24 protein-coding genes are annotated in these 25,017 nt (G+C 72.3%); 19 read left to right on the top strand and 5 right to left on the bottom strand.

Going from position 1 to position 25,017, the window contains the following annotated elements; translation table 11 throughout:
* Nucleotides 1–47: 47 nt before the first annotated feature.
* Complete coding sequence (locus tag ASC56_RS32610; protein ID WP_055495199.1) at nucleotides 48–299, bottom strand: helix-turn-helix transcriptional regulator; 252 nt, start codon at nucleotides 297–299, stop codon at nucleotides 48–50.
* The gene (locus ASC56_RS32605; RefSeq protein ID WP_107309409.1) at nucleotides 293–724 is read right to left on the bottom strand and encodes a hypothetical protein; all 432 of its coding nucleotides are present in this window, start codon (nucleotides 722–724) and stop codon (nucleotides 293–295) included. Before ASC56_RS32605 ends, ASC56_RS32610 begins: the two co-directional genes overlap by 7 nt.
* A gap of 260 nt (nucleotides 725–984) precedes the next feature.
* On the opposite strand from ASC56_RS32605, the gene ASC56_RS32600 reads away from it, so the two are divergent.
* Nucleotides 985–1,638: a hypothetical protein gene (locus ASC56_RS32600; RefSeq protein ID WP_055495198.1), complete on the top strand. Its 654-nt coding sequence runs from the start codon at nucleotides 985–987 to the stop codon at nucleotides 1,636–1,638.
* 275 nt (nucleotides 1,639–1,913) lie between these two features.
* Here the strand turns inward: ASC56_RS32600 and ASC56_RS41335 are convergent, their stop codons facing one another.
* Nucleotides 1,914–2,225 carry a hypothetical protein gene (locus ASC56_RS41335; protein ID WP_199836126.1) on the bottom strand — a complete coding sequence of 104 codons (312 nt, stop codon included), beginning with the start codon at nucleotides 2,223–2,225 and terminating at the stop codon, nucleotides 1,914–1,916.
* A gap of 231 nt (nucleotides 2,226–2,456) precedes the next feature.
* Nucleotides 2,457–5,762 (bottom strand): BTAD domain-containing putative transcriptional regulator, encoded by a 3,306-nt coding sequence (locus tag ASC56_RS32590; RefSeq protein WP_055495196.1) that lies wholly within the window; start codon nucleotides 5,760–5,762, stop codon nucleotides 2,457–2,459.
* A 191-nt stretch (nucleotides 5,763–5,953) separates the two neighbouring features.
* Between ASC56_RS32590 and ASC56_RS32585 the strand changes: the two genes are divergently transcribed.
* From ASC56_RS32585 to ASC56_RS32560, 6 genes are all read left to right on the top strand, one after another.
* Nucleotides 5,954–6,496: an SDR family NAD(P)-dependent oxidoreductase gene (locus ASC56_RS32585; protein ID WP_055495195.1), complete on the top strand. Its 543-nt coding sequence runs from the start codon at nucleotides 5,954–5,956 to the stop codon at nucleotides 6,494–6,496.
* A gap of 62 nt (nucleotides 6,497–6,558) precedes the next feature.
* The gene (locus tag ASC56_RS32580) at nucleotides 6,559–7,806 is read left to right on the top strand and encodes an MFS transporter (protein ID WP_055495194.1); all 1,248 of its coding nucleotides are present in this window, start codon (nucleotides 6,559–6,561) and stop codon (nucleotides 7,804–7,806) included.
* Between the two features lie 54 nt (nucleotides 7,807–7,860).
* Nucleotides 7,861–8,229 carry a MerR family transcriptional regulator gene (locus tag ASC56_RS32575; protein ID WP_055495193.1) on the top strand — a complete coding sequence of 123 codons (369 nt, stop codon included), beginning with the start codon at nucleotides 7,861–7,863 and terminating at the stop codon, nucleotides 8,227–8,229.
* A gap of 101 nt (nucleotides 8,230–8,330) precedes the next feature.
* A complete protein-coding gene (locus ASC56_RS32570) occupies nucleotides 8,331–9,188 on the top strand; it encodes an alpha/beta fold hydrolase (RefSeq protein ID WP_055495192.1) in 858 nt (285 codons plus the stop codon).
* Nucleotides 9,189–9,553: 365 nt separating this feature from the next.
* The gene (locus ASC56_RS32565; protein ID WP_055495191.1) at nucleotides 9,554–10,759 is read left to right on the top strand and encodes a transposase; all 1,206 of its coding nucleotides are present in this window, start codon (nucleotides 9,554–9,556) and stop codon (nucleotides 10,757–10,759) included.
* A gap of 44 nt (nucleotides 10,760–10,803) precedes the next feature.
* Nucleotides 10,804–11,514, top strand: coding sequence for a response regulator transcription factor (locus tag ASC56_RS32560; protein ID WP_055495190.1), 711 nt, complete (start codon nucleotides 10,804–10,806; stop codon nucleotides 11,512–11,514).
* Nucleotides 11,515–11,617: 103 nt separating this feature from the next.
* On the opposite strand, the gene ASC56_RS32555 is transcribed toward ASC56_RS32560, so the two are convergent.
* Nucleotides 11,618–12,373: an arylmalonate decarboxylase gene (locus ASC56_RS32555; protein WP_055495246.1), complete on the bottom strand. Its 756-nt coding sequence runs from the start codon at nucleotides 12,371–12,373 to the stop codon at nucleotides 11,618–11,620.
* Between the two features lie 269 nt (nucleotides 12,374–12,642).
* Here ASC56_RS32555 and ASC56_RS32550 point away from each other — a divergent pair, with 269 nt between their 5' ends.
* Genes ASC56_RS32550 through ASC56_RS32495 form a run of 12 tightly spaced genes read left to right on the top strand, consistent with a single transcriptional unit; the run spans nucleotide 12,643 to nucleotide 24,990 of the window.
* A complete protein-coding gene (locus ASC56_RS32550) occupies nucleotides 12,643–13,794 on the top strand; it encodes an isopropylmalate synthase (RefSeq protein WP_079102851.1) in 1,152 nt (383 codons plus the stop codon).
* A 46-nt stretch (nucleotides 13,795–13,840) separates the two neighbouring features.
* Complete coding sequence (locus ASC56_RS32545) at nucleotides 13,841–14,026, top strand: hypothetical protein (protein WP_055495189.1); 186 nt, start codon at nucleotides 13,841–13,843, stop codon at nucleotides 14,024–14,026.
* Nucleotides 14,026–14,874 carry a RimK family alpha-L-glutamate ligase gene (locus ASC56_RS32540; RefSeq protein ID WP_055495188.1) on the top strand — a complete coding sequence of 283 codons (849 nt, stop codon included), beginning with the start codon at nucleotides 14,026–14,028 and terminating at the stop codon, nucleotides 14,872–14,874. Before ASC56_RS32545 ends, ASC56_RS32540 begins: the two co-directional genes overlap by 1 nt.
* The gene (gene argC, locus ASC56_RS32535; RefSeq protein ID WP_055495187.1) at nucleotides 14,871–15,926 is read left to right on the top strand and encodes an N-acetyl-gamma-glutamyl-phosphate reductase; all 1,056 of its coding nucleotides are present in this window, start codon (nucleotides 14,871–14,873) and stop codon (nucleotides 15,924–15,926) included. The genes ASC56_RS32540 and argC overlap by 4 nt, the downstream gene beginning before the upstream one ends.
* Nucleotides 15,923–16,729, top strand: a complete 807-nt coding sequence (locus ASC56_RS32530; RefSeq protein ID WP_055495186.1) for an acetylglutamate kinase — start codon at nucleotides 15,923–15,925, stop codon at nucleotides 16,727–16,729. The genes argC and ASC56_RS32530 overlap by 4 nt, the downstream gene beginning before the upstream one ends.
* A gap of 11 nt (nucleotides 16,730–16,740) precedes the next feature.
* Nucleotides 16,741–17,304, top strand: coding sequence for a type 1 glutamine amidotransferase (locus ASC56_RS32525; RefSeq protein ID WP_055495185.1), 564 nt, complete (start codon nucleotides 16,741–16,743; stop codon nucleotides 17,302–17,304).
* A 41-nt stretch (nucleotides 17,305–17,345) separates the two neighbouring features.
* Nucleotides 17,346–18,464, top strand: coding sequence for a Glu/Leu/Phe/Val dehydrogenase dimerization domain-containing protein (locus tag ASC56_RS32520; RefSeq protein WP_055495184.1), 1,119 nt, complete (start codon nucleotides 17,346–17,348; stop codon nucleotides 18,462–18,464).
* Complete coding sequence (locus tag ASC56_RS32515) at nucleotides 18,461–20,128, top strand: AMP-binding protein (RefSeq protein WP_055495183.1); 1,668 nt, start codon at nucleotides 18,461–18,463, stop codon at nucleotides 20,126–20,128. The genes ASC56_RS32520 and ASC56_RS32515 overlap by 4 nt, the downstream gene beginning before the upstream one ends.
* 53 nt (nucleotides 20,129–20,181) lie before the next feature.
* Entirely contained in the window at nucleotides 20,182–21,435 is a 1,254-nt protein-coding gene (locus ASC56_RS32510) for a pyridoxal phosphate-dependent aminotransferase (RefSeq protein WP_055495244.1), read from the top strand.
* Between the two features lie 20 nt (nucleotides 21,436–21,455).
* Nucleotides 21,456–22,385, top strand: coding sequence for a fumarylacetoacetate (FAA) hydrolase (locus ASC56_RS32505; protein WP_055495182.1), 930 nt, complete (start codon nucleotides 21,456–21,458; stop codon nucleotides 22,383–22,385).
* Nucleotides 22,382–23,770 carry an NtaA/DmoA family FMN-dependent monooxygenase gene (locus tag ASC56_RS32500; RefSeq protein WP_055495181.1) on the top strand — a complete coding sequence of 463 codons (1,389 nt, stop codon included), beginning with the start codon at nucleotides 22,382–22,384 and terminating at the stop codon, nucleotides 23,768–23,770. The genes ASC56_RS32505 and ASC56_RS32500 overlap by 4 nt, the downstream gene beginning before the upstream one ends.
* Nucleotides 23,767–24,990 carry an LLM class flavin-dependent oxidoreductase gene (locus tag ASC56_RS32495; RefSeq protein ID WP_055495180.1) on the top strand — a complete coding sequence of 408 codons (1,224 nt, stop codon included), beginning with the start codon at nucleotides 23,767–23,769 and terminating at the stop codon, nucleotides 24,988–24,990. The genes ASC56_RS32500 and ASC56_RS32495 overlap by 4 nt, the downstream gene beginning before the upstream one ends.
* Nucleotides 24,991–25,017 lie beyond the last annotated feature (27 nt).

The raw sequence follows: 25,017 nt of genomic DNA, 5'->3' as shown, positions 1-25,017 counted from the left end.
CTAGACGCAGGGCTTCGGGCGGTCCATAGGTGTCCTGGACGATGGCTTCACTTGGTCTCTCCCCCGTTTTCGCGGGTTTCGTCGGTTCCGGGGTACTGGAACACTTCCTCGAGCGGGACGCCGAACACCCGGGCGATCTGGAAGGCCATCTCCAGGCTGGGCGAGTAGCGGCCCTGCTCGATGGCGATGACCGTCTGCCGGGTCACACCGATGCGGCGGGCGAGCTCGGCCTGGGTCATCTCGCCGTGGGCGAAGCGCAGCGCCCGGATCGCATTGGTGACCCTCGTCGGCCTCACCACGGGTGGAAGCCCAACCGGTAGGCGACGATCTTCGCCGTGGACGACAGGATCGCCGACAGGGCGAACGCCAGGTAGATCACGTTGGCGATCCAGAACTGATCGGCGCGGACCATCGCGAGGGCGAGTCCGGCCGCGCCGCCGATGACGATGAACGACTGCCCGATGTACATGCCGAAGCGGTGGATCTCCCGGTCGCGCTGATCCTTGGTGTTCGCGCCCTCCGGAGACAGGATCGCCACCACGATGTTCAGCGCGATCTGCGTGACGACGGCCGCACCGACCGTCCACAGCAGCGCGGACACGTAGGGCGTCTGCGCCAGCGCCGCCGCTCCGTCGTGCCGCCGCAGGACGACGGCCAGGTACGCCGCGTACGACGCGATCGTGACCAGAACCAGCATCCAGGCACGTTTCTCTTCGAATGCCACTGCCGCTCCCGATGTAAAGAAAGCTTGACACGGAGAGTGTCAAACGGTCGCGACATGATGTCAAGTTTTCTGTACATCGCAGAGGGGACAGGAGTGGTTGGGGCCGGCAAGCGCTGACCAAATCGGCCTCAACCCATCGCTACTGCGGGCGCCTTCGAGATGGACCCAGAAGCGCTCATGCCGTCGCCCGAGCGAATCGATGAAGTACCACCGGGTACGTGGAAAGGGTGTCGAACGCGCCACCGAACGGGAGGTGTGCCATGTCGCCCGACGCGCAGACCCGTGAATGGTCGCTGACCTCCCCCGCTCTCGCGGAGCAGCTGATCGAGGCGGTTTCGCATATCCGGGTCCGCGATCTGGACACGTTGCGTCGGCACTTCCCCGGCCTGGGCCCGGAGGAGATCGCCGATCACCTGGTCACCGGGGCGGTGAGGGGCACCGAGGCCGTCGGAGCGGGCGTGGGTTCTGCCGCGGCGTTGCCCACTCCTCCGGCAATGCCCGTCGAGCTGGCCGCAGGCATCCTCGGGACGGCGTCCGTCGAGTTCAAGCTCATCGCCGAACTTCACGAGGTGTACGGTCTGCCTGCGCCCGGGACCGCTCGACAGCGTGCCGCACTGTATGTCGCGGAGTGGACGGAAGGGCGCGGCCTGGACATCACGAAGCCGACCTCCGCGGTCAGTTTCATGCTCAGCGTCCGGCTGAGGAGGGAACTGCGCCGACGGCTGCTTACGCTCGCCGTCCGCAAGATCCCCATGCTGACGCCCTTCATGGTCGGCGCGGCCTTCGGCGCCTTGCTGAACCACTACGACACCACAAGGCTCGCCGGGCGCATCCGTGCCGACCTGCGCGCGCGTCAGGTCCCCTGGCAGGCGCTGCCCAGGCAGGAGTCGGCACCCGCGGGTGCCGACTCCTGAGCCACCGCCATTCGGTTCACGGATTCGATTTCCCCCCCCCATCGCACGGAACGTCCGATGGGCTCGCGTATCCGCGAAGCGCGTCGGCCCCGCTGTGACTGACCTCGCGAGCCGGGGGCCGATTGGCCGTTGGGAGGTCAATTACGTACTGAGGTACGTCCTTCTGGGGCCAATGCTGCGGCTGCTGTTCCGGCCGCGGGCCGAGGGGTTCAAGCACGTTCCGGCCAAGGGCGCGGCTGGGCGGGCGGCGAGGTCCGGCTTCTTGATCTGGTCCTTCACGTACCGCTCGACAGTTGGTCCGAGGACCAGGCCGCTTGTGCCGGCTGGCGGCGCAGCGCCCGGCGCCGGGAGACCAGTTCCGGCGACGGCGCGAGCGTGCGGGTGTCCTGAAATGCCTCACCGAACGTGGTCAGGAGCCGGTTCAGCCGGTGGGCCGGGATGTCAGGCAGCCGGGGCGGCGGACTGGGTACGGTCTGATGGGGCCGGGACTCCTCCCGGTGCGGCCGGAAGAACCCGGGTTCACCGTCCAGGGCCCGGATGAGCGTGGCTGCTTGTTCCCGGGTGTCGGCCTGCTCACCGTGCAGCATCCTGCGGACGTCGTCAGTGGTGAGACTGTCTCCGGCAGCCGCCGACAGGGTGTGCCGCGTCGGACAGCCTGCGCGCCGGTGAAGCATGCGCAGGGCAGCCGTCAAGGACGTCCCGCCCTCCGCCGCGGCCGCGGTGCACGACTTCGGATTCGCGGAACGGGCGCCATTCCGGTCGCGTTCGTCCTGCCACACCTTGCGGACCTCTCGGAGTCCGCCCCGAGAATGACCTGCTCAGTCGTGGCCCCCTTGCGTGAGTTGGCCGAGGGCCGTGGCTGCCCGACGCAGAGCCTCCTCGGCGGGCAGGCGGGTGCCGTGGTCGAAGGCCTGTGCGAAGTCCGCGTCGCCCAGGGTGGACCGGGCCGCGTGGGTGATGCGGTCGACGTCGGTGCGTTCGGCCGGGGGCAGGGGTGCGCCGACGCTGCGGCGGGCCCCGTCGGCGGCGCCGAGCAGCAGGGCCGCGCAGCCGGCAGCCGGCTCGGTGCCGTGCAGGGCTGCCGCGCCGGCGAGGCCTTCCAGGGACAGCGCGAGGGCGCGCGGTTCGCCCAGTGCGCGAGCCACGTCCAGGCCGCGCAGGTGGTGCGCCGCGGCGCCCTTGGCGTCGCCCCGCAGTTCGGCGACGAAACCGAACTCGGCCAGCAGCAGGTGGTCGCCCGCCTGCGAGGACACGTCCGCATAGCCGTCGCGCAAGTGCCGCAGGTGCGCCTCGGCGGCATCAAGGTCGCCGGAGCGGCGGGCGCCGAGTGCCAGGCCCATCTCGGCGTGGATCTCGCCGTACTTGTAGCCCTGTTCGGTGGCGCTGCGCCGGGCCTGTTCGTGCAGGTCGCGGGCCCGGTCGAAGTCGCGTGCCAGCAGCGCCAGGCGGCCCAGACCGGACAGCCGGGCCGACTCCTCAGCCGCCAGGCCCAGTTCGCGCGCGATGCGCAGCCCCTCGTACTGGCGGCGCGTGGCCTCCTCGTACTCGCCTTTGATCTCGGCGAGCGCTGCGAGCGGCGACACGGTCTGCAGTTCGCCCCAGCGGTCGCCCACCGTGTGGAAGAGGTCGGCGCTGCGCCGTCCGTCGCGGCCCACCCTGTCAAGGTCACCGCGAATCAGTGCGAGCGCGGCGCGCAGCCCGAGAGCGGCGGCGGTGCCCCACTGGTCGCCCGCCGCGGTGAACAGCTTCAACGCCCGGTCGTTCAGCTCACCGCTGTCGGCGGCTGCTCCCGCGCTGAACAGGCCGTACGCGCACAGCCACAGTGATCGCGCGCGGCGTGCCGGGTCGGGGACGGCGTCGCCGTCCGGCGTGCCGGTAGCCGTGTCGTGATCGCCGGTGAGCAGGGCGAAAGCGGCATGCAGCAGGCTCAGTTCGGCGTCGGGCTCCGCTGTGGCGGCCGTGGTGGCGTCCAGGACCGCGCGCAGGCTGCGGCGTGCCTGGACAAGCCGTCCGCGCAGCAGCCACCACCAGGCCAGAGCGGTGGCCAGGCGTGCCGCCTCGGTCGGCGCCCCGGCCGCGGCCCGGCGCGCCGCCTCCTCGAGGGCCGCCCGCAGGTTGCCGGACTCAGCGTCGAGCCGGGCAAGCCAGGACCGCTGCCCGGCGCCGCGCAGTTCGGGTTCGGCCCGTTCGGCGAGCGCGAGATAGTGACGCAGGTGCCGCTCGCGCACGGCGGCGAAATCCTCCATCTCGTGCAGCCGCTCGGTCGCGTAGGCGGCGACGGACTCCAGGAGCCGGTAACGCGGACCGGCCGGTCCGGCGACGACCGCCACCAAGGACCGGTCGACGAGCCGGGACACCAGGTCGGGCACCTCGGGCCCGGCAACGCCGTCGCCCGCGCACACCGCCTCGGCCGCCTGCAGATCGCAGCCGTCGCTGAAGGCGGCCAGGCGGCGCAGCACGATGCGCTCCGGTGCGCTGAGCAGCTCCCAGCTCCAGTCGATCATCGCGCGCAGGGTCTGCTGGCGCGCGGGCGCGCCGCGCCGTCCGGAGGTCAGGAGCTGGAACCTGTCGCCGAGCCGGGCCGCCAACTCGCGTACGCCGAGGGCGCGTACGCGGGTCGCGGCCAGTTCCAGGGCGAGCGGGATGCCGTCCAGGCGGCGGCAGATCTCCGTGACGGCGGCGCGGTCGGAGGCGTCACAGGCGCCGGAGGCGAGCGAGCAGCCGGGTGCCGCAGCGGCGACCCGCTGCGTGAACAGCCGTACCGCGTCGGTGGTGGGCAGCGGCTCGACCAGAAACACCTCCTCGCCCGGCAGGCCCAGTGGCTCCTGGCTGGTGGTCAGTATGCGCAGCCCGGGTGCGGTGCGCAGGAGCAGGGCGGCGAGATCGGCAGCGGCGTCGACGACGTGCTCACAGTTGTCCAGCACGAGCAGGGTGCGGCGGTCGCGCAGCACGGCGGCGAGGTGGTGGGCGGGCGAGCGGGTGGCGGTGCCGTGGACTGGCACGGCGGAGGGTGTGTGATCGCTGATGCCGAGGGTGGTGGCGACGACCTGGGCGAGGTCGGCGGCGGTCCCCTCGCGGACGCCGGAGAACTCGACGAACCAGGTGCCGTCGGCCAGGTGCACGACGGATCCGTCGTGGACCGCGTCGGCCGCTGCCACGGCCAGCCGGGTCTTACCCACTCCGCCGGGGCCGGTGAGGGTCACCAGGCGCGCGGCGTGCAGGAGGTCGGAGAGTCGGGCGAGGGCTTTGTCGCGGCCGATGAGCGGGGTGAGGGAGGTGGGCAGGTTGGCCGGGCTCGGCCTGGTGCGCGCGTTCGCCTCCGCAGCGGGCCGGGGACGGCCGGCGTCCGGCTCCGTGCGAGGACGAGAGCGGGTGGCGTTCGGCGCCGCCGCCTTCAGCTCCGGGTCCTGGCGGAGCACCGCCTGGTGCAGTGCGGCGAGCTCGGGGCTCGGGTCGACGCCCAGATCGGCGAGAAGACGCGCGCGCAGATCTTCGTACGCCGCGAGCGCCTCGCTCTGCCGGCCGGTCGCATACAGCGCCCGAATCTGCAGCGCGCGCAGCCGTTCCCGCAGCGGATGCCGGGTCACCAGGTCGGCGAGTTCCCCGGCGAGCAGGACATGGTCGCCGGCCGCCAGCCGGGCTTCGGCCTGCGCTTCCAGTACGGACAGCCGCTGCTCGGCGAGGCGCTGCGCGGCCGCGCGGACGAACTCCCGATCGGCGAAGTCGGCGTAGGCGGGACCGCGCCACAGCTCGAGTGCCTCGGTGAGCAACGCGGCCCGGGCGCTGGGGGCTGCGACGCCGCGGGCCCGCTCCACCAGGGCGCGGAACCGGGTGGCGTCCACCTCGTCGCCGTCGAGCCGCAGCCGGTAGCCGGACGGCTGGTGCACCACGCGGTCCCGGCCCAGGGCTCGGCGCAGCTGCGAGACCTTGGCCTGCAACGCGCCCGCAGCCCGGCCCGGCGGCCGGTCGCCCCACAGGTCATGGATGAGGCGGTCCGCGGAGACCGGGCCGCCATCATGCGCCAGCAGATCGGCGAGCAGCGCCCGGACCTTCGCCTCGGGAACCCTGACGGCCGCCCCCTCGTCGTCCCACACCGCCAGTGGGCCCAACACCCCAAACCGCATGAGCGTCACTGTACGTCACGGAAACCGTCCGGACAGGGTGGCCACCGAGGACACTGACGGCCCAGTGCCCGACCGCAAGCCGACCGTCAGCTGTTCCGAAGGTTTCCCGAAGCACCCCCGCGCACAGTCGTGTCCGCCGGGCGGTACCACGCGACCGGCCCGGGAGACAGACGCGAGGAGGGAGCGGCGGCATGACCAAGTACGCGGGCCGGACGGCCGTTGTCCTCGGAGAGGCCACTGACATCGCGCTGGCCATCGCCAAGCGCCTGGTGGAGGGCGGCGCCCAGGTCGTGCTGACCGCCCGCAGCACCGAGGAGCGCCGCCGCCTGTGCGCCGAACTGGGCTCCACGGCCCGGATCGTCGCACCGGCCGACGTGTCGGCCTGCCTCGGTCCTGGTGGCGGTGTCGACCTGCTGTTCGCCGACGCCGTGGACACAGTCCGGCCGCTGCTGCCGCGCCTCAGCGACGGTGGTGCGGTCGTCCTGACGGCGCCCGGCCCGCCGTCCACTGCCGTGCACGCGCTGGCCGCCGAACTCGTCTCCCGCGGCATCCGCGTCAACGCCGTGGCGCCGGGTTGTATCGAGGCGCCGGATGGCAACGGTGCCTCCCTGCCGCCGATGGGCCGCCTCGGGGCCGCCGAGGAGGTGGCGCGGGCCGCGATCTTCCTGGCCATCGACGCCACCTTCACCACCGGCGTCCGCCTCCCGGTCGACGGCGGACTCAGCCGGCCATGACACCGCACCGGCCCGGACCCGGGGGTCCACCCACCCATCCCCTACGACCCTGGAGCACATCCATGAGCACCACACCCGACACCGCGGCCGGTTCGGCCGCGGAGCCCGGCGCCGCAGCGCGCCGGGGGGGCGCAAGCGATCAACCGCAGAAGCTGCCGATGTTCGCCCTGCTGGCCCTCGCGACCGCCGTCTTCATCACCAGTCTCACCGAGACCCTGCCCGCCGGTCTGCTCCCGGCGATGAGCCATGACCTGCATGTCAGCGAGTCCGCCACCGGGCAGACGGTCACGATCTACGCGATCGGCACCGCGCTCACCGCGATCCCGCTGACCGCGGCCACCGCGGGCTGGCGCCGCAAGCGACTGCTGCTGACCGCCATGGCGGGCTTCGCCGTCGCCAACACCGTCACCGCACTGTCCTCCGTCTACGGGCTGACCATGGCGGCGCGCTTCGTCGCCGGCGTCGCGGCGGGCCTGGCCTGGGCGCTGCTCGCCGGGTACGCCCGCCGACTGGCCCCGGTCCCGCTGCAGGGCCGGGCGATCGCCATCGCGATGGCGGGCATCCCGGTGGCGCTCTCGCTCGGTGTGCCCGCCGGCACCTTCCTCGGCAAGGTGTCCGGCTGGCGCGTGGCGTTCCTCGCGATGACGGCACTGACCGTCCTGCTGCTGGCGGGGATCGCCGCCGCCGTACCGGACTTCCCGGGCCAGAAGCGCGGCGAGCGGCCAAGGATGCTGCACGCTCTGCGCGTCCCCGGCGTGGCCCCGGTGCTCTTCGTCACGCTGGTCTTCGTCCTGGCGCACACCATCATCTACGCCTACATCGCCTCGTTCCTCGACGACCTCGGCATCGGCGGCAACACCGACCTGGTGCTGCTCGTGTTCGGCGCCGCCTCGCTGGTGAGCATCTGGATCGTCGGCGCGCAGATCCATCACCGGCTGCGCGTGCTGACCATCGCCAGCTCGCTGCTGGTCGCGGTGGCCGCCGCGGCGCTGGCCGTACTCGCCGACCACACCGCCCTCGTCTACGTCGCCGCCGTGCTGTGGGGCCTGGGCTGGGGCGGGGTGCCGACCCTGCTGCAGACCGCGGCCGGTGACGCGGGCGGCGAATCGGCGGCCGACGCGGCCCAGGCGATGCTCGTCACGCTGTGGAACGTCGCCATGGCCGGCGGCGGAGTCATCGGCGGCGTACTGCTCGATCTCAGTGGCAGCGACTCCCTGCCATGGAGCGTACTGCTGCTCATGCTCCCGGTGATCGCCGTGATCCTCCTCGCCCGCAGCCACGGCTTCCCCGTCAAGAGGCCGGCGGCGTAGGCGAGAGCAGACGACGTCGAGAAAGAGGAAGCCAAGAGGCAACGAGGAGCCCGCATGCGCATCGGAGAGCTGTCGGAGCACACCCACACCTCCCGCAGACTGCTGCGCTACTACGAGGACCAGGGGCTGATCGCCTCCCGGCGCGACCCCAACGGCTGGCGCAGCTACGACGAAGGGAACGTGGACCGCGTCCTGCGGATCCGCCGCCTGCTCGAGGCGGGCCTGCCGACCCGGATCATCCGCCAGATCCTGCCCTGTCTGGACGAGCCGGGCACCATCCACGTCCCCGACGCCTCACCGGAGATCATCGCCGCGCTGGAACAGGAACGAAACCGGCTGACCAAGCGCATCCGATTCCTCATGCGCAACCGTGACGCCGTCGCCGCATACCTCGACACGGTACGTGCCGGACGGGCCGCCTGAGGTCGTCCCGTTCCCGTCCTCCCTGCCGGCGGGCCCATCAACCTGCCATCCCACCGGGGCATCTGCCCCTCACACCAGTGTCAGCATCGGACTGTGGAGTTATGACAGAAGAGACTGGATCGACCGAGAACAGCGCGGCGAGCGAGACGCCGCAGCCGGAACGACAACTGCTGCACCACGTCGAGTTCGGCTCCGGCACCCCCGTAGTGCTGCTGCACGGCTACACCATCGACCACCGGCTCCTGCTGCCTCTGGAGCCCGCGTTCGCCATGCGCCACGGCTGGCGGCGGCTCTACGTGGACCTGCCCGGCTCCGGCCGCTCGCCGCGGCTGGACGGGCCGGTCACGGCCGAGGCCATGGGCGAAGCGGTACTGCGGTTCGTGGACAAGGTCGTCGGCGACGAGCCGTTCGCGGTCGTGGGCATCTCCTACGGCGGCCAGCTCGCCCGCCACCTGGTCGCCGAGCGCGGCCCACAGGTCTTGGGCACGGCGCTGATCGCTCCGCTGGTCAAGCCGAGCGGTCAGCGCCTGCTGCCCGAGCGGCAGGTGCTCATCCGAGACGAGGCGCTGCTGGCCTCGCTCGACCCGGCCGACCGCGAGGTGTTCGCCGGTATCGCGCTGTACCAGGACGACGCGGGCTGGAGCGCCTTCCGCGACCATGTGCTGCCCGGTATCCGCGCTCACCACCGCGGGGATGCCGCGGCGCTGCTCAAGGCCTATACGTTCGCCCGGACGCCGGAGTCCCGCTTCGGTACGCACGACGGCAGACACCTTGTGGTGACGGGCCGTCAGGACCATATGGTGGGCTGGCGGGACCAGCTCGATCTTCTGGACCACTACCCGCGCGCGACCTACGCGGTCATCGACGGCGCGGGCCACAACGTCCACCTCGACCAGCCGGACGCCGTCCACGGCCTGATCGGCAACTGGCTCGACACCCTGGCGGTGGAGCGCCGCTGACGGCCCCGCCGCCGGCCCCTGAGCCGACCGCCGAAGGTATCCCCCGGCCTTCGGCGGTCGTCCCTTTTCGGCCATGGATGATTGTTCATGAAATTTTGACATGTCATCGGCCAGGCTCCCGACCACTCATTCCATATGCGGCGCCGAGCAGTGTTTCCGGCCTGAGCGCCCACCCTCCCTCTCCGCTCCGCGGCACGCTCGTCCGCCTCACTCGACGCCGTTCCCCCAGCTCAGAGTGGGAAGTCATGAAGTGTCCGTGCTTGCTCGTTGAACCTGTGGATCCGACGGTATTTTGTGTTCCGTGCAGATGCACGATGCAGCGACACCCGTTCGGGCGTTACGGAAAACGAGGGGACGTAGCGTTTATGTCATCGAGTGAGGAGCGCACGAACGCGACCGAGGGAGCTCGGTTGCAAAGGTTCATGGAGGACGTCTTCGGGTCGCTTCACCGAGTGGAACAACGCCGTTGGGCCCGCGCGTATCTATGGGCCCTGATCCACGGTTCCGGCAAGAAGACCCCGCGCCATATGGCACGCGCGGAGTCCTTACCCGCGTCGGCGATACAGGGGCTGCACCAGTTCATCAATGCCAGCCCGTGGGACTGGAAGTCGGTGCGCCGCAGCCTCGCCCTGCACGTCGCGGCGAGCGCGGCGCCGTATGCCTGGACGGTCGCCGAACTCATCATTCCGAAGACCGGCAGGCACTCGGTCGGCGTGCACCGCCGCCTGGACGCCGTCACCGGCCGGGAAGTCAACTGCCAGCGGGCACTGGGGCTTTACCTGGCGAGCGAGCTCCACTCCTTTCCGGTCGACTGGAGCCTGGTGCTCAGCGGCCCCTGGGACTGGGACCCGCAGCGCAGGCGGCGCAGCCGGATACCGCAGGAGGAGAGGGAGCGCCCGGTCGGCGCCTACGTCCTTGACCATGCCGCGGACGCGGTCACGCTGCCGCATGTGGCCGGGCTGCCCTGGGTCCTCGATCTGACCCGGTGCGACGACGCGGCCGGAGTGCTGGCAGGACTGGCCCGGGAACGGCTGGATGTGGTGTGCGAGGTCGATCCCGGGCAGGTCGTGCTCGTCGGACAGCACACGCCGACCGTGAGCACGGTGGGCGCGGTGATGGGGATACGGCACGCGCGGCAGCCGCATGTGATGGTGCAACAGACCCGGGAGGGCGGCGCCAAAGCAGTGCCGATCTACGCTTACGCCGACACGGTACGGTTGCCGCAACTGGCGGTGGGGGCCGGCGGCGCAGCGCGCACGTACCGGGTCCTGCAGCGGCCCGCCACGGACGGCCGGGTGCCCGCCCGGTACTGGATCACCAGCTTCACGGACCGGCCGGTGGACGAGGTGCTCTCCCTGGTGCGTGGCCGGACGGCCGCCCTGTCGGCAGTCAGGGTCCTGCAGGACCGCTTCGGCGCCCTGGATTTCGAGGGCCGCTCCTTCCCGGGCTGGCACCACCACATGACGATGGCCTCGGCCGCTTACGTCTACCAGTACCTCGACGGCGCATCAGGCCGCGACGTCGTCCCGTCGGCGACCCCCGCAGCTCAGCTGAGCGGGGCCGCGAGCTGACGCCAGCCGAAGGAGCTCGAGCCGATGACAGGGGGACGGCAGGAATGACGAACGTACTTGTGGTGGAACGTGACGCCTCGGCGGCCGAGGCCATGGAGCGTGACCTGCGCAGACAGGGCTACACCACGCGGAGCGTGCACAGCGGGGCGCGGGCGCTTCGCGGGTACCGTGACGCGGATCTGGTGCTGCTCTCGCTGGAGCTCGCGGACATCGACGGACTGGAGGTGTGCCGATCGGTTAGCGGCGGTGGGGACATCCCGCTGATTGCGGTGACCGATCTCGACAACGGACTGGAAAGGGTCCTCGCGCTGCGCGCCGGCGCGGACGACTGCGTGGTGAGGACCTGGGGTTTCAGGGAGATCTGCGCGCGGATCGAGGCCGTGCTGCGCCGTTCTCGCCGCAGGACGGCCGCGGCGGAGATCATCTCCCTGCGTCCGCTGCACATCGATCCGCGCAGACGGGAGGTGCGGCTGCACAACCGGCTGATTGCTGTCACGTCGAAGGAATTCGAGCTGCTCTACGCACTGGCCATGGATCCAGACACGGTCGTGTCGCGAAAGGAATTGATGGCGAAGGTGTGGGGCAGCGACTGGGCCTGCACCAGCCGCACCATTGACACACATGTGAGCAGCTTGCGGGCGAAACTCGGCTGCAGCCGGTGGATCACCACGGTCCGCGGCATCGGTTACCGGATGGGATACGGCGAAGGGCACCCTGACCTGTCGGAGACGTCAGAGATCCCTGAGGCGTCCTGAGCCGTTCGCTGCCGGACTTGGGCCGCAGCCGGGCCGGAAGCCGGGCCGGCGGTGGAGGGCCCCGGGCGCGCGCCGACCCGCGTACGCCCGGGGCCCCCACTTGTCACACCGCCGACGTGTCCAGCCGCCGCAGCAGCGGGTGCTCCTCACCCGCAGCAGTGCCAAGCAGTGTGTGCCGGGCCCACCAGACCGACGCCAGGTTGGACGTGAGCAGCGTGCGGCCGGGCTCGCGCCGGGCCAGTTCGCGGAGCGCGGCCAGCGTACCCATGCCCGTGCCGGTGAACAGCACAGCAGCGCCGTCGGGGAGTTCGCTCGCATCGATGCGCTCGAGTATCGCCGAAGTCGTCACCTGGTACGGGTCGTAGTGCCGGTCGCCGCCGGGCGCCGAGCGCGCCGGGACGAGCACCACACCGTCGACCACGAGGCCGGCCCGCTCCCAGAAGTCCCGCGAGACGTCGGTGAGCCACGGCTGGTACGGCGAGACGAGGGTCAGCCGGCGCACACCCAGAGCCTCGCATGCGGCCAGGATCGCCTGCGTCGCGGACCGCACCGGGAAGCCTGCGCGCTCGGACAGCTCCGCGCAGAAGGCACGGTCGCCATCCGGTCCCAGCAGGTAGTGCGAGGCGCTGCAGGCCACCACGGCCGCGTCCAGCTGCATGCTGCCGAACCGGCCGAGCGTGTCGGGCAGGACGCGGTTGTAGTACTCGAGCATGTCTTTGAGGCCGAGCCCGGGTGTCACGGGGAAGCGGGCCGTGTAGACGTTCACGCGGTGGCCGAGCAGGGTGGTGAACTCCGGTTCCGCGGTGGGATTCTCCGGCGGGACGACAAGCCCGAGCCGGGGCAATGTGAGAAGGTCCATGAACGGCACCGTAGGCGCGGCACGAATGCCGGGTCCCCGAATTCCGGCCTACTTTTCCTACGACCCACACCGTTCTTGCACGGTCTGTCCTTCCTGACATTTCTTGACACTCTTCCACAGCCTTCTGACACGGAAACCGTTGCCGTGAACCGGCATCGGCAAGGAGGCTGTTGCTCAGCACCGGCCGCATCCATCCCCGGATTGCGGTCCATCGAACTCGTCCGGAAGCAGGGACGTGAATTCCCTTCTGGAACAAGGAGTCAACTGAAATGGCAGGAGCGGAAAACTACGAGGAACTGCCGATCCCGCCGCGGATATCCGACGCGACCCTGCGCGACTCCGCGCACATGGCCGGCGTCGAGTTCGGCCCGAAGGACGCCGCGGCCATCGCCGACCTGCTGGTGCGAACCGGCGTCGAACTGGTCGAGGTGGGCATGGTCTCCGGCCCGGGCTCCAAGGACGCCCCCCTGGTCGAGGCCGTCCACGCAACCGTCGGCCCCGAGCGCAGCATGACGCTCCTCGTGGTGCGGGACCGGCAGCAGGTGGCCCGGGCTCTGGACGAGGCCGAACGCCTGGGCGTGCGCCACATCATGTACTCCATCCCCACCTCGGAGCAGCACGCGAAGCTGAAGCTGGGCTCGCCGAGCGCGAAGTTCCTGCACACGCTGGCACGTTCGGCGATCTCACAGGCCAAAGAGCGCGGCTTCCACGTCACCTTCAGCGGCGAGGACGGCGCCCGCACCCCTAAGGAGCGGCTCGTCCCGTATGTAACCGCCGGCTTCGAGGCCGGGGCCGACCGGTTCCGGCTCGCCGAGACGGTCGCCTGCCTCTCACCCTGGCAGATGGAGACGGTGATCGCGGACCTCACCGCGATCGACGGCTCCGAGATCGAGATCCACTCGCACAACATGCTGGGCATGGCCGTCGCCAACTCACTCGCTGCCGTCCGCGCCGGGGCCGACTGGATCTCGGCGACCGTCGGCGGCATCGGCGAGCGCGGCGGCAACGCCCCCCTGGCCGAGTTGCTCACCTCGCTGCGGGTGGTGCACGGCGACACCCGCTTCGACCTCACCCACCTCACCGAGCTGTCCCGCATCGCCCTGAAGGGTTCCGGCCTCGGCGAGGCCTTCCAGTGCGGCCCGACCACGCCGCACGCCTTCGCCTACGAGCTGCCCGGCCAACTCAGCCACCCGGAGGCCTACGAAACGCTGCCGGCCGAACTCGTCGGCAACGCCCGCGAGTTGCGGGTGCGGACCCGGTTGACCCCCGCCCTCGTCACGTGGGCGCTGGCCGACTCCGGGATCTTCGTCGACGTCGACGCCTTCACGCTCTGGCTCGTCGGCCGCCAGGAGCAGGCCGGCGCTCCGCTCCTGGACCGGGACGCGATCCGCAAGGCCGCGATCGACTTCCAATCCGCCTGAACGCCCCGCACACCCACCTGTTCCCGTACACGAACGGAGCCCCAACATGTCCACCGCCGCCCTCACCGGCGCCTGCCCGGAGTGCGAGACCGACCTGACCGTTCCGCCGCTCGTCCAGGGCGAGACCCTGTCCTGCCCCGAGTGCATGCTCACCCTGCGCGTCGAGGACGTCGCGGACGGGCGGCTGACCCTGCAGATGGTCCAGGTTCAGCTGCGCGACTGGGGCCAGTGATGGGCCGCACAGTCGCCGTCGTCGCCGACCGGATCAGCTGGGAGGAACGCCAACTGATCCAGCGGGCAGACGAGTTCGCTCTCGTCATCGACTGGGTCAACGACGAGTCCCTGTGCCTCGGCCACCCAGACGCCCCGTCGATCCAGGACTATGACGCGCTGCTGGTGCGCAGTCGCAGCTACACCCGCGGCGGCCTGGTCGCGAGCATGGCCGAGGCCGCCGGAGCACGCACCGTCAACACCGCCCGCGCGATCCACGCCTGCGAGAACAAGGCTGCGCTGCGCACCGTGCTGCGCACGGCCGGCGTCCCCGTGCCGGACTTCCGGCTCGTGCTGTCCCGCAAGGACTTCGAGCAGGCGCTCGCCGAGCTGGAGCCGCCGGTGGTCCTCAAGCCGGTCTTCGGCGGCATGGGCAAGCGGGTGACGCTGATCCGGCACGCCGACACCGCCCAGTCCGTGTACGACTACGTCGAGGACCTCGGCCACGCCTTCGAGCAGGCCTGCCTGGTCGAGCCGTACCTGGGCGGAACCTCGGTGCGCTGCCTGGTCGTCGGCCGGGAACTGGTCGGTGCCGCCGAGTTCGCCAGCGGCGGCACCGACTGGCGCAACAACGCGGCCCTCGGCAACGACACCCGCGCCCTCGCCCACGACCCCGACCTCGTCAAGATCGTCGACGCGGTCACGGCGGAGCTGGGGCCCGGCATCTACGGCGTCGACCTGTTCCGCACCGCCGACGGCTACGTCGTCAACGAGGTCAACCACGCCCCCGGCTTCCGGGCCGTGGCCTCGGCCACCGGCGCGGACGTCCCCTCGGCCATCGGCCACTACGTGCAGGAGCTGCTCGCATGATCCGCGCAGGAGTCGTCGGCGCCTCCGGGCTGGCCGGCGGCGAACTCATCCGACTGATCACCCAGCACCCCCACCTGGAGCTGACCTTCCTCGGCGGCTCCTCGAACATCGGCAGGCGCCCGGCCGAGTTGCACCCGGGCCTGCGCTTCGAGACCGGTCTGACCGTGCAGCCGGTCACCGAGGACGTCGCCGACCAGGTCGACGTCCTCCTGCTGGCCACGCCCGCCCCGGTCTCCGCCGAGCTGGCCGCCCTGCTCGCCGACCGCGTCCCGGCCGTCGTCGACCTGAGCGGTGCCTTCCGCATCCGCACCCCGCAGCGGCACACCCGCTGGTACCCGAAGGTCCAGCGGCGCACCGACCTGGCCGACCGGTTCGTCTACGGCGTGCCGGAGCTGGTCGGCGACCAGATGGCCGACGCGGCACTGATCTCGCTGCCGGGCTGCTACGCCACCGCGATCACGCTCGGCCTCGCCCCGCTCACCCTCGGCCTCGGCCTCGACCTGAAGACCGTGGTGGTGGACGGCAAGAGCGGCTCCAGCGGCGGCGGTCTCCAGCTGCGCACCGCGGACCTGCACCCCCTGCGCAACGGCGCCATCGCACCGTACGCGCCCACCGGCCACCGGCACGCGGCGGAGGTCAGCGACTTCCTGGAGCGCAGCAAGCCCGGTTCGATCGGCTCGCTGAGCATGTCGGCGTACGGCGTCTCGCACGTGCGCGGGCTGCTCACCAGCAGCTACGTCTTCACCGACGGCGAGATCGACCAGCGCACGCTGCAACGGGCGTACGTGCGCTTCTACAAGGAGCACCGGTTCGTGCGCGTGCGCCGGCACACCGAGACGCTGATCCCGGTGCCGGACCCGCAGGCGGTGCTCGGCTCCAACTACTGCGACGTGACGGTCCTGCACGACGAGGAGGGCGGCCGGATCGTCGTCCTCGCCGCCCTGGACAACCTGGTCAAGGGCGCGGCCGGCCAGGCCGTGCAGGCGGTGAACCTCCGGTTCGCCCTGCCCGAGGAGACGGGGCTGACGATGCACCCGGTGATGCCCGCATGAGCACGGCACGGCATCCGCACGAGGCCCCGGCCGTCGTGAAGCTCGGCGGCAGCGCCGTCGACGATCTCGACGGGGCCTGGTGGGACGACCTGGCCCGGCTGGGCCGACAGCGCCCGCTGGTCCTGGTGCACGGCTGGTCCAAGCCGCTGAAGAAGCTCAGCGCCCGCTACCGCGAGGCGTCGGCGATCCTGCGCGACCGGTACGGCAACCAGAGCCGCTGGACCACGCCCGAGGTCATCGACGACATCAAGACCGTCAGCGCCCGGCTCGGCGACGAGGTGATCCAGCGGCTTCAGCAGCGCGGCCTGCAGGCCGAGCGGCTGCTCGGCAGCGACGGACTGCTCGCAGCCGGCGAGGCCGAGCGCTGGTGGTGGCAGGGAAAGCAACTGGTCGAGCTGGAGAACCTGGTCGGCCCTGTCACCGGCGCGGACCCGACCCTGCTGAAGGACCTGGAACCCGGCCGGGCCCGGCTCGTCACACCGCTGGCCCGCAACCCCTCTGGACGGGAGGTGAACACCGACGCCGACCGGGCCGCCGCCGCCCTCGCCGGTGCCGTCGGCGCACCCGACCTGGTGCTCGTCACCGACGTCACGCACCTGCTGATCGACGGCGAGCCGGTCCGCGAGATCAGCGCCGAGGCCGCCGCCGAGTTCCGCGACGAGGGCGCCACCGGCGGCATGCGCAAGAAGCTGCGGGCCGCCGGCGAGGCCCTGGAACGCGACGTGGAACGCGTCGTCATCGGCAGCGCGCCCGTCAGCGACCTGCTCGCCGCCCACACCGGCACCGTCATCACGCGAACGTGAGGAGTACGCACGTGGCGCAGCCCCGTGTCCTGGTCGTCAACAACGGAACCCTGTCCCTGCCCCAGCTGCGCCGCCGCCTGAAGGAGCTGGGCTCGGCCACCGACGCCGTCGACGCGGTGTCCGTCCCCTCCCGCATCGACGGCCGCTACCAGGCGATCGTGCTGAGCGGCACGAAGGTGCGGGCCTACGACCAGGACCACTACAAGCCGCTCGTCGACCTCGTCATGACCTGCGACGTGCCGGTCTTCGGCATCTGCGGAGGCATGCAGATCCTGGCCGTCTCGGCCGGCGGCCGACTCGCCGAGGGCCCGCAGCGGGTCGGCGGCCACGAGGTCCAGGTCGACAAGGAAGAACCGCTGTTCACCTACGTCAAACCGACCGTGACGGTGTTCCACCGGCACACCCTCTACCTCCAGGAGGCACCGGCCGGCTTCCGCTCCATCGGCCGCTCCGCGCACGCGCCCGTGGAGTTCCTGCGCTCCGACGACGGACGCGTCTTCGGTTCTCAGGCGCACCTGGAGTTCCGCAGCGACGGCCTGGAGATCCTGCGGGGCTTCACGCAGCTCTACCGGTGACCGCCGCCGACCCACCCACTCACGAGGACTTGAGAGTTGACATGAGCTATGTGGAAGTCACCCAGGAGCCCGCGTTCACCGTCCACCTCAACGGCAGCGGCGGTGCCGTCAACGGCTGGGTGGTCGTCGACACGCTCGTCGACGGCCTGGCCATGGGCGGCGTGCGGATGACCGCCGGAGTCACCGAGGAGGAAGTCCGCGGCCTGGCCCGCGACATGACCGACAAGTTCACGCTCGCGGGGCTGCGCATCGGCGGCGCCAAGGGCGGCATCGTCTCCGACGGCAGCAACCGCGAGGAGACCTTCCGCACCTTTGGCCGCACCGTCAAGCCCCTGCTGCACGGCGGCATCCACCTCGGCATCGACATGGGCGTCACCCCTGCCGACCGCGCCGTGTTCTTCGACGAGGCGGGCTACGACCCGCGCTTCCGTCCGGGCTCTGCGGACATGCCCATCGACTGGCGCACCTACTACGAGCCGCTCATCGACGTCACCGGGCACGGCGTCGGCGTCGCCGCGGTCACCGCCCTGGAGGCGAGCGGCCGCAGCGAGGCCGCCCGCGTCGTGGTGCAGGGCTTCGGCGCCGTGGGCCGCGCGGTCGCGCAGTTCCTGGAGGACCGCGGCCACGTCGTCGTGGCCGTCGCCGACGTGCAGGGCACCATCAGCGCGGACCGGCTGCCGGTGGCCGACCTCGTAGCCGTCACCGACGAGTTCGGCCGGATCGACCGCGCCCGCCTGCCGCAGCACGTCACCACCTCCAGCGCGCCGGACGCCTGGCTCGACGTCCACGCCGACGTGCTGATCCTCGCCGCTCAGAAGCACGCGCTGAACGCCGAGAACGCCCACCGGCTGCGCGCCGCCCTGGTCGTCGAGGGCGCCAACCTCGCCTCCGACGCCGAGGCGCGGGAGAAGGCACGGGCCGCCGGCGCCACGCTGGTGCCGGGGGTCATCGCCAACATCGGCGGGGCCGGAGCCGCCGCCCTGGCCGTCACCCGGGTCGTCCCCTTCGAGCTGGCGGCCGACGCCCGCAAGGCGTGGGTCTTCGACTGGATCGGCAACCGGGTGCGGGAGAACACCCGGGCCCTGCTGGAGATCGCCGCCGACCGGGCGGGCGACCCGCTGCCGCAGCTGCTCGCGGCCCGCCGGAAGGAGCGCCGATGACCGCCCCGGCCGAAGCCCGGCGCCCCGGCCCCGCCGCCGCGGCGGCCGGGGAGGACGCCGCCGAGTACCGGCGCCGCGGCTGGTGGCGCGACGAGACCTTCCTCGACGACCTGCGCCGCCGGGCGCGCGAGCACCCGCACAAGCTGGCGATCGCCGCGCGCCGCATCGCCGAATCCCGCACCGACACCCTGGACTACGCCGAACTGGCCCGGCTCACCGACCGGTTCGCGCTCGCCCTGCTCCGGCTCGGCGTGCGCAGGGGCGACGTCGTCGCCGTACAGCTGTCCAACCGGTGGGAGATGGTGCCGCTGATGTTCGCGTGCATGCGCGTCGGCGCTGTCATCTGCCCGATCTCGCCGATCTGCCAGAAGGAGGAGCTACGCCACCGCCTCGCACTGACCGGGGCCCGGGTGGCCATCACGCTCCCCGAGTGGTCGGGCACGCCGCTGGCGCGGATCGTCACCGGGCTGCGGGCCGAGCTGCCCACGCTCGCCCACGTCGCCGTGGTGAACGGCCCGGCGCCGGACGGCGCGCTCTCCTTCCACGACCACTTCGTGGCCGAGGCCCGGGAGGAGGAGTCCGGTGCGGCCGAGCTGGACGGCCTGGCGCTCGCTGCCGACGAACCGTTCGTGGTGCTGTTCACCTCCGGCACCACCGGCGATTCGAAGGGCGTCCTGCACAGCCAGAACACGGTCCACTCGGCCGTGCGCGGCTACGTCGACGCCTTCGGCCTCGGCGACGACTGGGTGGCCGCCGTGTCCACGCCGCTCGTGCACTACTCCGGCTTCGCCCAGGGCGTCCTCGCGGGCGTCATGCTCGGCGGCACCGTCGCCTTCCAGGACATGCGCAGGAACGAGGCGCTGCTGGACCTGGTGGAGCGCTACGGCGCCACCCTGCTGTACGGGCCGCCGGCCACGCTCGCCGACATCGCCGCCTCGCAGCGGGCCCTCAAGCGGGACACCAGCACGCTGCGGCACGTGGTCATCGGCTCGGCCCAGGTCCTCAGGGAGCTGGCCGAGGAGGTGCACGCGACGCTGGGCGCGCGGACGTACTCGCTGTGGGGCATGTCCGAGAACGGCCCGGTCACCATGACCCGGCCCACCGACCCCGAGGACTGGGCCGCGCACAGCAACGGCCGCGTCATCGACGCCATGCGCACCCGGATCGAGGCGCCCGGCGTCGACGGCACGGGCCAGCTCAAGGTGCGCGGCGCCTCGCTCGCGCTCGGCTACTACCGGCGTGAGGAGGTCTTCGCCGCCGAGTTCGACGCGGACGGCTGGTTCGACACCGGTGACCTGGCTCGGGACGACGGCCGCGGTGGCATCCGCATCGTCGGCCGGGCCCGCGACGCCATTGTCCGCGACGGGCGGGTCGCGCCCATGACGGAGCTGGAGGCGGTCATCGGCACCCACCCCAGGGCCGTCGAGGCCGCGCTGGTCGGCCTGCCGCCCGCGACCGCCGGCAACGACGCCGTGATCTGCGCGGTCGTGGTGCCGCGCGGCGAGCAGGGCCCGACGCTGGACGAGGTCCGCGACCGGCTCCGGAAGGCGGGACACGATGAGCGCTTCCTGCCCGACCGCCTCGAAGTGGTGTCCGTGCTGCCCAAGACGCTGACCGGCAAGGTCCGCAAGGCCGAGCTGCGCCAGCGGTACGGGACGGGGTGAGCCGCGTGCCCGCCTCCCCGCAGGCGGCCCCGCGGCGGGCCGCGGCCGTCTCCATGTCGGCGACGCTCGCCGCCGACGCCGCCCTCGAGGAGCGGCGCCGCTCGGGACAGCGCGTGCTGCCCATGACCAGCGGCGAGATCGGCCTGCCCGTGCTCCCGGAGCTGCGCGAGCGGCTGGCCGCCGCGGCCGGGGAGAACGCCTACGGTCCGGTGGCCGGCGGCCCCGCGCTGCGCGAGGCCGCCGCCGGCTACTGGCAGCGCCGCGGCCTGGCCACCGACCCCGGGCTGGTCGTGGCCGGCCCGGGCAGCAAGGCGCTGCTGTACGCGCTGGTCCTCGCGATCGGCGGCGATGTGGTGGTGCCCGTGCCGAGCTGGGTCAGCTACGTGGCCCAGGCCCGGCTCGCGGGCGGGCGGGCGCTGCCGGTGCCGATCCTGCCGGGCGAGGGCGGTGTCCCGGACCCCGAGCGGCTGCGCGAGGCGGTCACCGCCGCGCGCGCCGCCGGGCAGGACCCGCGCGCCGTGGTGGCGACGGTGCCGGACAACCCGACCGGCACCCTGGCCCCGGCCGCGACCGTGCGGCGGCTGGCCGAGGCGGCCCGTGACCTGGACCTGGTCGTGATCTCCGACGAGATCTACGGCGACCTGGTCCACGACCCCGGCCGGCCTGCCCTCTCCCCGGCGGCGTACGCCCCCGAGCGCACCGTCGTCACCACCGGCCTCACCAAGAACCTGGCGGTCGGCGGCTGGCGCACCGGCGTGGCCCGGCTGCCCGACGGCCCCACCGGGCACGAGCTGCGCACGGCGCTGCTCTCCGTCGCCAGCCAGATCTGGTCCAGCCCGCCCGCCCCGGTGCAGACGGCCGCGGCCTGGGCCTTCGCCGAGCCGCCGGAGATCACCGAGCGGATCGCGGCGAGCCGCCGACTGCACGCGGCGGTGGCCCGCGCGGCTGCGAGCCGCTTCACCGCGGTCGGCGCCCGGCTCGCGCCGGTGACCGCCACCTGCTACCTGTACCCGGACTTCGAGCCGCTGCGCGCCCGCCTCACCGCGGCGCACGGCGTCACCGGCGGCGACGGCCTGGTCCGGCTGCTCGTCGAGCGCCACGGCGTCGGCGTCCTGCCGGCGAGCGCCTTCGGTGAGCCGGACGGCGCGCTGCGCATCCGCGCCGCCACCAGCCGCCTGTACGGCGACACCGACGAGCAGCGCACCACCGCGCTGACCGCGCCCGACCCGCTCGTCCTGCCGTGGATCCGCGAGGGCCTCGACCACCTCGGCGAGGCTCTGGCCGACCTGACCGACTCCCGCCCCTGACCGCACCTGGAGGCTTCCCCATGTCCCAGTCCCTGCCGCTCGTGCTCACCGAGGTCGCCTACGAAGACGGCCGCTACGTCACCTTCGGCCGCCGCGAACCGGGCGAAGTGCAGACGCTGTACCGGGTGGACGACGGCGCCCTGGCCGCCGCCTTCACCGGCACCGACGGCTCGGCGGACGCCGTCCGGGCCGCCGTCACCGAGGGCGCCGAGACGGTCGTCGTCCCGGCCGGCGACCCGGCCGCGCGCCCGCTGGTGCCGCTGCTGCCCGAGGCGTCCGGCGCCGCGCTGCTGAGCGGCTTCATGGGCACCCACAAGAAGAAGTGGGACGGGCAGAGCCAGCCGGAGGACGGCGAGTTCACCCCGCCCAAGTGGTTCTTCAAGGGCTTCGGCGACTGGGCCCGGCTGCCAGGCGAACCGCTGACCGTGCCCGCCGGCCCGATCGCCCTCATCGAGGAGCCGGAGGTCGCGCTCGTCTACGTCAACGACGCCGACGGCACTCCCCACTACGCCGGTTACACCTTCGGCAACGACCTGTGCGACATCGGCCTGCACCGCAAGGACCCCGGCTACAACCCGTACTGCAAGCTGTGCGACACCGCGCTCGCGCCCTGGCTGTTCCTCGGCCCGCCGCCGCGTTCGGCGGCCGGCCGGGTCACCATCGTGCGGGACGGCGCGACGGCCTGGGAGGGCAGCTTCGACTGCGGCGGCGACGCGCTGTACTTCCGGATCCGGGACATGGCGCAGCACCTGTTCTCCTTCCCGGCGGTCCGGCGGCCCGGCCTGGTCAACTACGTGCTGCTGGGTGCCGACGAGGCCAGCTTCCACGACGGCTTCCGCATCGCCGACGGCGACCGCATCGGCATCGACGTCAAGAGCCACGGCGTCAGCTTCGAGAACACGGTGCGGTACGTCTCCCCGGCCCCCGCGGCCGTGCTCCCGGCCTCATGAGCGGCCCGGCCTCCGCCGGACGCAAGCAGGTGCACCTCGCGGCCCAGCTGCCCGGCATCCACAATGTGACCGTCTGGTCGGACCCGCGCTCGCAGAGCCAGATCGCCTTCGACTCCTTCCTGCGCCTCGCGCAGACCGCCGAACGCGGCCGTTTCGACTTCTTCTTCCTGGCCGAGGGCCTCAGACTGCGCGAGCACAAGGGACAGCTGTACGGTCTGGACGTAGTGGGCCGGCCGGAGAACCTCACGCAGCTGAGCGCCCTGGCCGCGCTCACCACCCGGCTCGGGCTCGCCGCCACCGTCAACGCCACCTTCAACGAGCCCTACGAGGTGGCGCGCCGGCTGGCCACCCTCGACCACCTCAGCGGCGGGCGCTCCGCCTGGAACGTGGTCACCAGCTTCGACGCCTTCACCGGCGAGAACTTCCGGCGGGGCGGGTTCCTTGCCGAGGCCGACCGGTACGGGCGCGCCGCGGAGTTCCTGGCGACCGCGCGCGAGCTGTGGGACAGCTGGGCCGAGGGCGACGTGCGCGCCGACGCGGCGGCCGGCGCGTTCGTCCGGCCCGGCGCCGGCCGCTTCAGCCACCACGGCCGGCACTTCGACATCTCGGGCCGCTTCACGACCCCGCGCCCGCCGCAGGGGCACCCGGTGATCATCCAGGCGGGCGAGTCCGACCCGGGCCGCGACTTCGCCGCCGCCGAGGCCGACGTCGTCTTCAGCAAGTACAACCGGCTCGACCAGGCCCGCGCCTTCTACCGGGACGTCAAGGAACGCCTGACCCGGTACGGCCGCAGCCCCGACCAGCTGAAGATCCTGCCGACGGCCACCGTGGTGGTGGCCGACAGCGACGCGGAGGCCGCCGCGTATGCCGACGAGATCACCCGCGCCCAGGTGAGCCCGCAGACCGCGATCGCGCACCTGGAGGCCGTCTGGGGCCGTGACCTGTCCGGTTACGACCCCGATGGCCCACTGCCGGACATCGAGCCCGAGCCCGACTCGCTGATGCTGAAGGGTCATTCACTGTTCCGCCGGGACCGCGCCGAGACCGCGCGGCGCTGGCGGGCCCTCGCCGCCGAACGCGGCCTGAGCATCCGCGAACTGGTCGTCGAGGTCTCCGGCGGGCAGACCTTCGTCGGCGCCCCCCGCACCATCGCCGACGCGATCGACCACTTCGTGCAGACCGACGGCGCCGACGGCTTCGTTCTCGTCCCGCACCTGACCCCCGGCGGCCTGGACGACTTCGTGGACCGGGTCGTGCCACTGCTCCAGGAGAAGGCCGTCTTCCGGCGGGACTACACGGGCCCGACCCTGCGCGACCACCTGGGCCTGCGACACAGCACACGGCGCGACACCCCGGACACCACCGCCGAGGAGGAGGCCTCGTGACCGCACCCCCGCTGCACCTCGCCGTCGCCCTCGACGCCGCCGGCTGGCACCCGGCGGCCTGGCGGGCCAAGGACGCCCGGCCCGGCGCGCTGTTCACCGCCGACTACTGGGCCGACCTGGTCACCGAGGCCGAGCGCGGCGTGCTCGACTTCGTCACCTTCGAGGACGCGCTCGGTGTGCAGTCGGCCGCCTTCCACCGGCCCGACGACCGCACCGACCAGGTGCGAGGAAGCCTGGACGCGGTCCTGCTCGCGGCCCGCATGGCGCCCCTGACCACGCACATCGGCCTGGTCCCGACCGCGAACGTCACCCACACCGAGCCGTTCCATGTGTCGACCGGCATCGCCACCCTCGACCACGCGAGCACCGGCCGGGCCGGCTGGCGCCCGCAGATCGCCTCGCGCGCCGCCGACGCCACCCACTTCGGCCGCCGTACGACGCCGCAGCTCACCGCCGGCGACGTGCACGACCCCGAGCGGATCGGCCGACGGCTGAGCCCGCTGTTCGACGAGGCCGCCGACGCGGTGGAGGTCGCCCGCCGGTTGTGGGACAGCTGGGAGGACGACGCGGAGATCCGTGACGTGGCCACCGGCCGCTTCATCGACCACGACAAGGTCCACCACATCGACTTCACGGGCCCGCACTTCAGTGTCCGGGGCCCCGCCACCATCCCACGCCCCCCGCAGGGACAGCCACCGGTGATGAGCCTGGCGCACGCCCGCGTGCCCTACGAGTTCGCGGCACGCTCCGTCGACGTCGTATGGGTCACGCCCCACGACCGCGCGACAGCCGCGGCGATCCTCGACCAGGTGGACACGGCCGCCGGTCGCGTCGGCCGCGACACACGCGCCTGGCCGCTGCTCCGGTTCGCGGAGGTCCTCGTCTTCCTGGACACCGAACCGGGCGCCGCCGCCCGCCGCAAGGCCCGCCTCGACGCTCTGGACGGAACCCAACCAGCCTCCGACGCCGAGGTGTTCGCCGGCACCTCCGGTGAACTCGCCGACCTGCTCCTGGACTGGCGCGAAGCAGGACTCGACGGCTTCCGGCTACGCCCCGGCACGCTGCCGCACGACCTGCGGCAGATCACTCGCCACCTGGTACCCGAACTACAGCGGCGCGGAGCGTTCCGCACCGCGTACGACGCGACGACGCTGCGCGGCCACCTGCGCCTGGCGCGCCCCGACAGCCGTTCCGCGCACGCGAGCCCGACCGGACTGTGACGATCCTCACCCCCGAAATCGGCTTGA

Source organism: Streptomyces sp. TP-A0356 (assembly GCF_001417775.1).
In the GTDB taxonomy this organism is placed as follows: domain Bacteria; phylum Actinomycetota; class Actinomycetes; order Streptomycetales; family Streptomycetaceae; genus Streptomyces.
This window is presented reverse-complemented; position numbering and strand designations above follow the sequence as displayed.

Excerpts from the sequence above, each read along its gene's own strand:
- ASC56_RS32555 (WP_055495246.1), bottom strand. The coding sequence starts at position 12,373 with ATGGACCTTCTCACATTGCCCCGGCTCGGGCTTGTCGTCCCGCCGGAG.
- ASC56_RS32580 (WP_055495194.1), top strand. The coding sequence starts at position 6,559 with ATGAGCACCACACCCGACACCGCGGCCGGTTCGGCCGCGGAGCCCGGC.
- ASC56_RS32530 (WP_055495186.1), top strand. The coding sequence starts at position 15,923 with ATGAGCACGGCACGGCATCCGCACGAGGCCCCGGCCGTCGTGAAGCTC.
- ASC56_RS32550 (WP_079102851.1), top strand. The coding sequence starts at position 12,643 with ATGGCAGGAGCGGAAAACTACGAGGAACTGCCGATCCCGCCGCGGATA.
- ASC56_RS32510 (WP_055495244.1), top strand. The coding sequence starts at position 20,182 with ATGTCGGCGACGCTCGCCGCCGACGCCGCCCTCGAGGAGCGGCGCCGC.
- ASC56_RS32565 (WP_055495191.1), top strand. The coding sequence starts at position 9,554 with ATGTCATCGAGTGAGGAGCGCACGAACGCGACCGAGGGAGCTCGGTTG.
- argC (WP_055495187.1), top strand. The coding sequence starts at position 14,871 with ATGATCCGCGCAGGAGTCGTCGGCGCCTCCGGGCTGGCCGGCGGCGAA.
- ASC56_RS32590 (WP_055495196.1), bottom strand. The coding sequence starts at position 5,762 with ATGCGGTTTGGGGTGTTGGGCCCACTGGCGGTGTGGGACGACGAGGGG.
- ASC56_RS32500 (WP_055495181.1), top strand. The coding sequence starts at position 22,382 with ATGAGCGGCCCGGCCTCCGCCGGACGCAAGCAGGTGCACCTCGCGGCC.
- ASC56_RS41335 (WP_199836126.1), bottom strand. The coding sequence starts at position 2,225 with ATGCTGCACGGTGAGCAGGCCGACACCCGGGAACAAGCAGCCACGCTC.
- ASC56_RS32505 (WP_055495182.1), top strand. The coding sequence starts at position 21,456 with ATGTCCCAGTCCCTGCCGCTCGTGCTCACCGAGGTCGCCTACGAAGAC.
- ASC56_RS32520 (WP_055495184.1), top strand. The coding sequence starts at position 17,346 with ATGAGCTATGTGGAAGTCACCCAGGAGCCCGCGTTCACCGTCCACCTC.
- ASC56_RS32540 (WP_055495188.1), top strand. The coding sequence starts at position 14,026 with ATGGGCCGCACAGTCGCCGTCGTCGCCGACCGGATCAGCTGGGAGGAA.
- ASC56_RS32585 (WP_055495195.1), top strand. The coding sequence starts at position 5,954 with ATGACCAAGTACGCGGGCCGGACGGCCGTTGTCCTCGGAGAGGCCACT.
- ASC56_RS32545 (WP_055495189.1), top strand. The coding sequence starts at position 13,841 with ATGTCCACCGCCGCCCTCACCGGCGCCTGCCCGGAGTGCGAGACCGAC.
- ASC56_RS32560 (WP_055495190.1), top strand. The coding sequence starts at position 10,804 with ATGACGAACGTACTTGTGGTGGAACGTGACGCCTCGGCGGCCGAGGCC.
- ASC56_RS32600 (WP_055495198.1), top strand. The coding sequence starts at position 985 with ATGTCGCCCGACGCGCAGACCCGTGAATGGTCGCTGACCTCCCCCGCT.
- ASC56_RS32515 (WP_055495183.1), top strand. The coding sequence starts at position 18,461 with ATGACCGCCCCGGCCGAAGCCCGGCGCCCCGGCCCCGCCGCCGCGGCG.
- ASC56_RS32575 (WP_055495193.1), top strand. The coding sequence starts at position 7,861 with ATGCGCATCGGAGAGCTGTCGGAGCACACCCACACCTCCCGCAGACTG.
- ASC56_RS32570 (WP_055495192.1), top strand. The coding sequence starts at position 8,331 with ATGACAGAAGAGACTGGATCGACCGAGAACAGCGCGGCGAGCGAGACG.